This is a genomic window from Ruegeria sp. BG9 (assembly GCF_056538305.1).
This window is the reverse complement of sequence record NZ_JBQFSY010000014.1, coordinates 83,425-91,460: the sequence shown is the minus strand read 5'-3', so window position 1 is coordinate 91,460 and position 8,036 is coordinate 83,425. Positions and strand designations below refer to the sequence as shown.

The window sequence follows — 8,036 nt, the reverse complement described above, 5'->3', positions numbered from 1 at the left end:
GGAAATAAAGTGGCGCACTTGATCCGCCAGGGTTAAATCACGACCGGACTCTGCCTGTTGCAGCAGTCCGCTGAGCTCGTCACCTGATTCAAAAGCGATTGCTAAAACAACTCAACCCGCTCAAATCTGTGCAACAAGACCAGAATGTCATAACGCAAGACGCATCTTTGGTCGAAATCATCGGACCAATCTGGGTTGCAGAACGGCCGCTCTCAGAATGCTATTGAACCCTGCCAGAACATAAATCCATTTTGGCCACTCAGCGCTGCAATTCAGCGGAATTACGGTTTACCCAGCATTTTTTCGGGGTTTCCATAAAACGGCGCGGGCGGTTCCTTCAGCTTTGTACAGCAGAATAGCGTTGTTACCCAAATCATGACGGACTAAGCCGCTTTCATCTCCGAACCCATCGCTTCGGAGCGTCAACAAGACCGAAAATGCTTCGCGCAAGCTACGGGAAAACGTGCACTTTCATAATTTACAGGCATTTTTCATTTGTGTAGCCGATTGAAGCGCAAGTGGTGAAGTTCTCGACATACTAGTGACTAAATTTCGTATAAATATGACAAGAATCGCCAACCCATAAGTTGTCAATGTTTGTGTTTGAGGAATGCTTGATTTGGAAAATCGTCGTCCGACTTTTGTCACTCGGCCCGGCCTTCCGGAATTAGGTGATGTCCTGCCCTACCTTGAGCGGATATGGTCCTCGCGTGTTCTCACAAACGGCGGCCCACTGGCGCAAGAACTCACAGTGGCGCTACAAGATTATCTGGGTGTCGCGCATCTAAGTCTTGTTTCGAACTGTACCAGCGGTTGTATCGCGGCTTTGCGCAGCCTCAAGGTAAAAGGCCAGGTTATCACGTCTCCTTTTTCTTTTGTCGCAACAGCAAACTCGATTGTACTTGCGGGTGCAGAACCGGTTTTTGCGGACATTGATCCGGTAAGCCTTAACCTTGATCCGGCACAAGTGGAAAGGCATCTAACCTCGGACACTGCCGCTATTATGCCTGTACACAGCTTCGGGAATCCCTGCGACCATGCCGCACTTGAAGAGATTGCCAACCGCCGAGGTATTCCGCTGATCTATGACGCTGCACACGCATTTGGAGTGAAGTCGAATGGTCAGAGTTTAACAAATCTAGGAACTTGCTCGGTTGTTAGCTTTCATGCCACGAAAGTATTCAATACCTTCGAAGGCGGCGCCGTCATCACGCACGACGAACAGTCAAAGGCAGCCGTGGAGCGCTTGATCAATCACGGTATAGAACATGAAACCTCAGTGCCAGAGATTGGTTTAAACGGCAAGATGAGCGAACTCCACGCAGCAGTTGGCTTGGCGCAACTGCCTTATGTGGATGAAATCATCAATCAACGGATGATGATTGCAAATAAATATTCTGCTCGGCTTAGTGGCACACAGGGAGTACATTTGGTTCAGCCGTCGCCGGACGTGCGGTATAACTATTACATGTTTCCTATACTTCTTGATACAACTTACCCGCTGTCCCGCGACGAACTTTGCGCGACAATGGAGGCGGAAGGGATTTTTCCTCGGCGCTACTTTTTTCCTTTGGTTTCTGATTTACCTTCTTTTCAACATCATTCTTCAGCTGAGCCATCGAATCTTCCTGAAGCCCGGAGAGTTGCGAATAGCATTGTCTGCCTGCCGATTTATCCTGACCTCCCATCGGTTGTTCAGGACAGGATCATAGAGATAGTTTTAAGTCCAACGCGCTGATGTGGATTATCCTCCGGTCGCAACGAACAAATCGTGCCTTAGACAACGCCCAAGTTCAGAAGCCGCCGAACCAACTTTGACAGGCTGATGTACGCAGACCTGTGAATCCTCCTTTCGCAATCTATCTGTTCGATATTCAAACAGATTGAGTAACTCTTCGAAGGCTCATGTTGGCTGGCAACACAAAGACCTCTGGGTCATTTGGCCGCCCGGGGAAAGTTAAGGTTTACAGCGACCCAAACCTGCCACGCTTCGCATGTGTGGCGCTCAGAATGTGGGCTAAGGTTATTCGATCCGTGCTTGGTCAGAGCAATCGAGTTCGCCATACCTGCACAAGAAAACTAGAATAATTGGATAAGCCCACTGAATTTCAGGTTGGCGAACTTCGGGATCAGGGCTACGTTGCACGCCGTCATGACTTCTACAATCCTTTGGAAAATTTTTTGATCGAGCGCGGCCTGTCTAATGAACTTATTCTAATACCGGTGTTGAAGGCTCATAGAGGACCCAACGGCGGATTGGTTCTAACGCAAAAGTATTTGGATGGCGCGGCTGAATATGCCAAACACTGGGATGGCCCCGTAACCACGCTTGCCGAAGTTTCTCAGACTCCCTCGACAGATATGGACCATGTTGAGGTGCTGGAAGATTGCGATACGCAATACCGGATTGAGGAACGGCCAAAAACACTTGATGCCTTGATCCCTCGCCTTCAAAACGCGGGGGCCGTGGTCGGATTTCTTGATCCCAGTCAGTCGGAGATGACGCGGCAATGTTCTCAACGCGGAATTCCGGTCATTCACGTGTGCGAATACACCCTAAAAACTGAATTTCAGATCATCGATGCGTCGCCGGTCAACCCACTCGTTAAGTTGCGCAGGAAAGTCTGGATTCGGAACGCGGAGCGAACACGCAGAGCCTTGCTTAGCTCGCTGGCCGGACTGCAGTGCAATGGTGTGCCAGTCTTCGAAGCGTACAAACCTGAGCGCCCTGACGCGTTCCTATTTTTTGACAATCGCGTCAGAAAAGCCGATGTGGCGACCGACCAGGACCTGGAAAGAAGGGCGGCCAGATTGAAAAAAAGCGAACGCCTTCGTCTTTTGTTCGGCGGTCGTTTTGTCCCAATGAAAGGGACGCGCTATCTTCCCCTCGTTGCGCAAGCGCTTGCCAAAAAGCGTGTCGACTTTCAATTTGATATCTACGGATCCGGACCCGAGCGAGGTCAACTGGTTGACGCGGTTCGAAGACTTAAACTTGAAGATCGGGTAAAGGTTCACCCGCCCGTCGATTTCCTGTCAGAATGGGTTCCACTACTGAAAAATGCGCCGGACTTATTCGTCAGCTGCCACCCACAAGGTGACCCGTCGAGCACCTACTCAGAAGTGATGTCGTGCGGCTTACCAATAGTCGGCTTCGCGAACGAGGCGTTTGAGGGAATTGTAGCGCATTCCCGTAGCGGTTTCTTGACACCTTTGGGCGATGCAGAGAAGTTGGCAGACCAAATTGCTAAACTTGATCAGAACCGTGAAGTATTGACCCAAGCTGCTCGCCGAGGTCGAGATTTCATGCGAAGCCACTGTTTCGAAGAGACTTTTGCGCGGCGCACGGCGCACTTTTCCAAAGCTGCAGAAGCTTGGCGGCACAACTAAGTTGTTCATTTTTTGGTCAATAAACCCGTATCTTGAGCATCCAATAATGGCCTAGCTACACAGGTGAAAGAAGGAACGTTTGCTTTTTCCTCTAAAACCCTCGCGCCCTCTTTTTGGGCAAGCAGACCAAAGCAAAGAGTGTTGAACCTGCCACGAACCTAACCCTTCTGCCACAATTGAGCCGAACGTAAAAGAAACTTTCGGTATCTGAAGGCACATAGAATCGAATCTTCTTAGCTGCAATAGTTGGCAAAGAGCGACATTTTTGTTGCGCACACCTAAAGAGTTCCCACTTTTTGGGTTTGTCTTCTTAACTTGGAAGAAATTGCCGACTATCCTTAGCCCTGAAATTTCAACGCTCGCTAGAGTTGATATTATGGTTCACCTTGATGTCCCAAAGCTGAATGCAACGGAAACTGAACCATCGCTGACCAGCGTTGCCGTCCTTGTACCATGCTACAACGAAGAAGCTTCAATCGGTATTGTCGTACGCGATTTCAAAGCCGTGCTCCCGAACGCAACGGTATATGTTTACGACAACAACTCGAACGATCGCACTGTTGAGGTAGCCACAGAAGCCGGTGCAGTGGTGCGCAGCGAAATCCAACAGGGCAAAGGACATGTCATGAGGCGAATGTTCGCCGATGTCGATGCCGATTGCTATGTGCTGGTCGATGGCGACAACACCTACGAAGCAGCCGCGGCCCCGCGTCTGGTAAATATGCTGCTAACGCAGAACCTCGATATGGTAACTGGATGTCGTGTTACGAATATTGAGGAAGCCTACCGGCCCGGGCATAAGTTTGGAAATTGGGCATTGACCGGTTTGGTGCGGTGGATTTTCGGAGACCGCACGCGTGACATGCTTTCCGGGTATCGAGTTTTTTCGCGCAGGTTTGTTAAAAGCTTCCCAGCGTTGTCGCGAGGTTTTGAGATCGAAACCGAACTTACAGTGCACGCCCTAGAGTTGCGCATGCCTATCGCGGACGAGGAAACGGCTTATATCGACCGGTTACCCGGATCCGAAAGCAAACTCAGCACGTTTCGAGACGGTTTTCGCATCTTGCGGCTTATCCTCACTTTAATAAAGGAAGAGCGCCCGATGCCTTTTTTCTCGGCAATCGCCGCCTCCCTGCTGGTACTGTCCTTGGCGCTTGGATACCCGATTATCGCCGAGTTTATCGAAACCGGGCTTGTACCACGTTTTCCCACGGCAATTCTGGCCGCAACCATCGCCATTATTTCCGTCCTGTCGTTCTTTGCTGGCTTGATCCTAGACACCGTTACGCTTGGGCGGCGTGAAATGAAGCGGCTACACTACCTTTCGGTACCGATCAGAAATCGCTGCGAGTGACTGGTGGATGCCGCGGTATACTAGTTTCTTTCGGTTCTGTGTCGTTGGCACAATCGGGTTCATTACTGATGCCACTGTGCTTGCTTTGTTGCTGGAAAACGGTGTTTCTCACTATGTCGCCCGGATACTCTCTTTCCCGGTCGCTGTCTTCGTCACGTGGTGGCTAAACCGCATTTGGACCTTTAGCACGGCGAGCCGTACCAGAACCGGTCGGCAAATCATGCGCTACTTTACGATTCAAATCCTTGGAGCGATTGTAAACTTAATGACTTACATGTTGGTTTTGCTGTTTATCGAAAAAACAGTCGTCAACGCGATTTTTGCGCTTTCCGTCGGCTCGGCAGCCGGGCTTGTCGTCAACTATCTTGGCGCTCGGCGCATTGTTTTCCTGACCAGCTGAGGCCGCGTCATGACACGTTCGGCATCTACATTCCCTGTAGCCTTGTTTGTGTTCGGTTGGGCTCTTTACTTGGGCATCTTATTTCCTGGTTTTATGAGTGTGGACTCAGTTGTCCAGTTGCTTGAGGCCCGCAGTGGGGAAATCGGAGATTGGCACTCGCCTTTCATGACTTTGCTTTTCGGAGTTATGGGTCAGTTCTTTTCGGGATCTGTCGGCATGCTCGTCCTGCAAACCACTTTGCTGTGGGGCGGGTTGATACTGTTTTGGTACGCAGCTTTGGTTCCATATGCCCCACGGCTTGGGGCAGTCTTACTTTTTTTGTTAATGTTTTACCCGCCAATATTGGGTATCAACGGAGCAATCTGGAAAGACATTCTAATGGCAGGCATGCTCACTTTGCTGAGCGGTGCCCTAGCGGGTGTTTATTCGAACCGTTTGCCTCAAAGACCAATGGTTGCACTTATTTTGGTGACCGCGTTGGTGGCCCTTCTGGCCCGTGTGAATGCAGTTTTCTGCTTGACACCTCTGTTGTCGCTTCTAGCGATCTGCATCATCCGTCCGCACCGTGTCGTGGGGTTTACAGGCTCTATATGCCTGGGCGCCGGGCTGGCCCTGGGCATTGCGCTTGGGTCGATGAGTATTAATGGCCATATTGCCGATCGCTCGGAAAACCCAATGTTGTCAGTTGCCCTTTTTGACGTAAGCGGCACAATCGCCTTTCTGCCAGAAGGAGAACGGCGAGCCCGTTTGCACTCTAAATTACCGACTCCGCTCACCGAAGGTCTTACGCCTCAGGATCTGAGTGAAAGTTATTCACCGCGTGATTGGCAAGATGTTTTCTACGGGGATCAACCCGGACTAAATGCACTGAATCAATCCCAAGACACTCATGTCCCGACTGATACCTTTGGTGCTTTGGACCCGGAACAACAATCTGAGATACTTAACTCTTGGCGCCATGCCATTACTACCGAACCGAAGGCCTATCTAAGCCATCGCCTCGCTGCATTTGATTGGGTGTTGGCGTTCCGAAAAACACTTTGGCAACCGGTCTTGTTTGATCCCGCAAACTATTCAGAAGAAATGCAACGGATTGTACCACCTATTTCGGAACAGACATTGCTCCAAAAAGAGTTGTCTTTGCTCTTTAACAAGCTGGCCTATTTCCCGCCATACAAACCTTGGCTATGTTTGGCAGCGGCGATGATCTTGCTCGTCGTTTTGTTGTTCAAACCAGCTGGTCATGGGCTGGAGATAGCCCTTTTACTTGCCGTTCCTGCACATTTATTCGGTTTGTTTTTGTTGGCGCCGACACCGGACTTTCGCTATTCGCACGTTATCTTTTTGTTCACTGGGTTAGCCTTCAGCAGGGCAATATGCATCCTTTTTAAACCCCGTACCTGAAGTAACCTTTTGAAGGCAACGGTCGAAGTGGCCGTTAGCAGACAGGAAGGTTTTTTGGCAACCATCCTATCGTTTCTAAAACTGGCACCAGACAGCATTCAGCCCTAGGGATCTGGTAAGCGAACCAGTACACGCTGCAAATTCACTAGGCTGCATTTTACTACGATCAGAGAACCCAGCCCACAGTAAAGCAACCCACAAACTGGGGTTGGGAATGTGGTCAGAATCGTTCGATATCGTCCTCAGGATCCTATGTAGGGAGTGACAACTTCAAAAACATGAGATGCGATTTCGTCATAGTTGTCCATGAATACCCCGTTGACGTCCAAGCCGGAAACATCAGGCCTAGGGGCCGTTTCTTCAAAGATAGTCGAATACACGATCATCGCTGCCAGCAGATGCAAAGTGTCATGCCCATGAGGGGCATCGTCTGCAAACCAGTCATCGGCTGAAAGCGCTGACGCAGGCGTGTTTTCCATCACAGATACCATTGTACGCGCAACAGGAATGAGTTTGATGCGGGATGCCGCATCAGGAACGTTTTCCCTCACCCGCTTGACCAAGTTGTCGAACCATCCTGTATAGTTGAATTGGGTCGTAGTTCTTTCACGCCAAGCGGCAAAATCGCGCGAAGATCCTGCACCTGTTGCCTCATCAAACAGTTTGCCCCCATCCGACCAACCCTCGTAGATCCAGTAATTCGGCTGACCAGACGTGTTTTTTTCGTGAGAGGATACGACAACAGTAAACATCCCTGCCCAAACGGTAGACTGCCCTTCCGCAACTCCCCAGGGAATAGGGCCACCAACACTCGGATCGGGGTCAGGGCCTTGTGACGTGTAAGCAGGTGGCCCGGAAAAGTTATCTGTCACCATAAAGATATCCGTGACATTTGCCCGATCTACGGCAGGCCACGAATTTCCAGCCCCGGTGGATGGAACACCAAACCGTATCCAGTTTTGATCCCAGTTTGGCGCTGCAGGGGGCTGAACGCCATAACTGCCCTGTGCCGCAAAAAACTGCTCGCCGTTTGCCTCGGTCAGCAGTTTCATCATGGGAGGGATACGATCGTACAGGCTGTTCATGTATGCACCCGTGGCGCGCCTTTGTTGTACTTCGCCGTTTGCGTCGGTGGGTAGAGAAGAAAAGGCCATCAAAGAAACAAGGGCTGCACTCAAAAATCGCACTGCTTAAACTCCATGTCGGTTGGTTGTCTGTCAGAGAGAATATAGCGCTCTTTTTCAAAGTACATCCTGGATCAAGCGTTTACTGAATGCTCGCCTCTAAATTCACCATCAATACGGTCACTATCGCCAAAATCGAAACAATAAGAACCGATGTTTGCCTTAAAATTAGGTGATGAAATGGCCTTTTGCGGCCATAGAGCCATACCTTTGACCTGTCTGTGAAATAGCTCCTCGCCAGACATACATCCGCCGTATTATATGCATATCGGAGTCAATTAGACTCTAGTTATCTAAAAAACATTTG

At 50.1% G+C, this 8,036-nt stretch carries 6 protein-coding genes; 5 read left to right on the top strand and 1 reads right to left on the bottom strand.

What is annotated here, in order from left to right:
- The first annotated feature begins 610 nt into the window (after positions 1 to 610).
- From ACR0I8_RS21235 to ACR0I8_RS21215, 5 genes are all read left to right on the top strand, one after another.
- Complete coding sequence (locus tag ACR0I8_RS21235; RefSeq protein WP_170693370.1) at positions 611 to 1,738, top strand: DegT/DnrJ/EryC1/StrS aminotransferase family protein; 1,128 nt, start codon at positions 611 to 613, stop codon at positions 1,736 to 1,738.
- A gap of 350 nt (positions 1,739 to 2,088) precedes the next feature.
- Complete coding sequence (locus tag ACR0I8_RS21230) at positions 2,089 to 3,387, top strand: glycosyltransferase (RefSeq protein ID WP_170693372.1); 1,299 nt, start codon at positions 2,089 to 2,091, stop codon at positions 3,385 to 3,387.
- Positions 3,388 to 3,652: 265 nt separating this feature from the next.
- On the top strand, positions 3,653 to 4,741 hold the full coding sequence (locus ACR0I8_RS21225; RefSeq protein WP_480703610.1) for a glycosyltransferase family 2 protein: 1,089 nt from the start codon (positions 3,653 to 3,655) through the stop codon (positions 4,739 to 4,741).
- 7 nt (positions 4,742 to 4,748) lie between these two features.
- Entirely contained in the window at positions 4,749 to 5,141 is a 393-nt protein-coding gene (locus tag ACR0I8_RS21220) for a GtrA family protein (RefSeq protein ID WP_170693374.1), read from the top strand.
- Positions 5,142 to 5,150: 9 nt separating this feature from the next.
- Complete coding sequence (locus tag ACR0I8_RS21215) at positions 5,151 to 6,545, top strand: hypothetical protein (RefSeq protein ID WP_170693376.1); 1,395 nt, start codon at positions 5,151 to 5,153, stop codon at positions 6,543 to 6,545.
- Positions 6,546 to 6,787: 242 nt separating this feature from the next.
- On the opposite strand, the gene ACR0I8_RS21210 is transcribed toward ACR0I8_RS21215, so the two are convergent.
- Positions 6,788 to 7,732, bottom strand: coding sequence for a hypothetical protein (locus tag ACR0I8_RS21210; protein WP_170693378.1), 945 nt, complete (start codon positions 7,730 to 7,732; stop codon positions 6,788 to 6,790).
- Between the last annotated feature and the right edge of the window lie 304 nt (positions 7,733 to 8,036).

Excerpts from the sequence above, each read along its gene's own strand:
- ACR0I8_RS21220 (WP_170693374.1), top strand. The coding sequence starts at position 4,749 with ATGCCGCGGTATACTAGTTTCTTTCGGTTCTGTGTCGTTGGCACAATC.
- ACR0I8_RS21235 (WP_170693370.1), top strand. The coding sequence starts at position 611 with ATGCTTGATTTGGAAAATCGTCGTCCGACTTTTGTCACTCGGCCCGGC.
- ACR0I8_RS21215 (WP_170693376.1), top strand. The coding sequence starts at position 5,151 with ATGACACGTTCGGCATCTACATTCCCTGTAGCCTTGTTTGTGTTCGGT.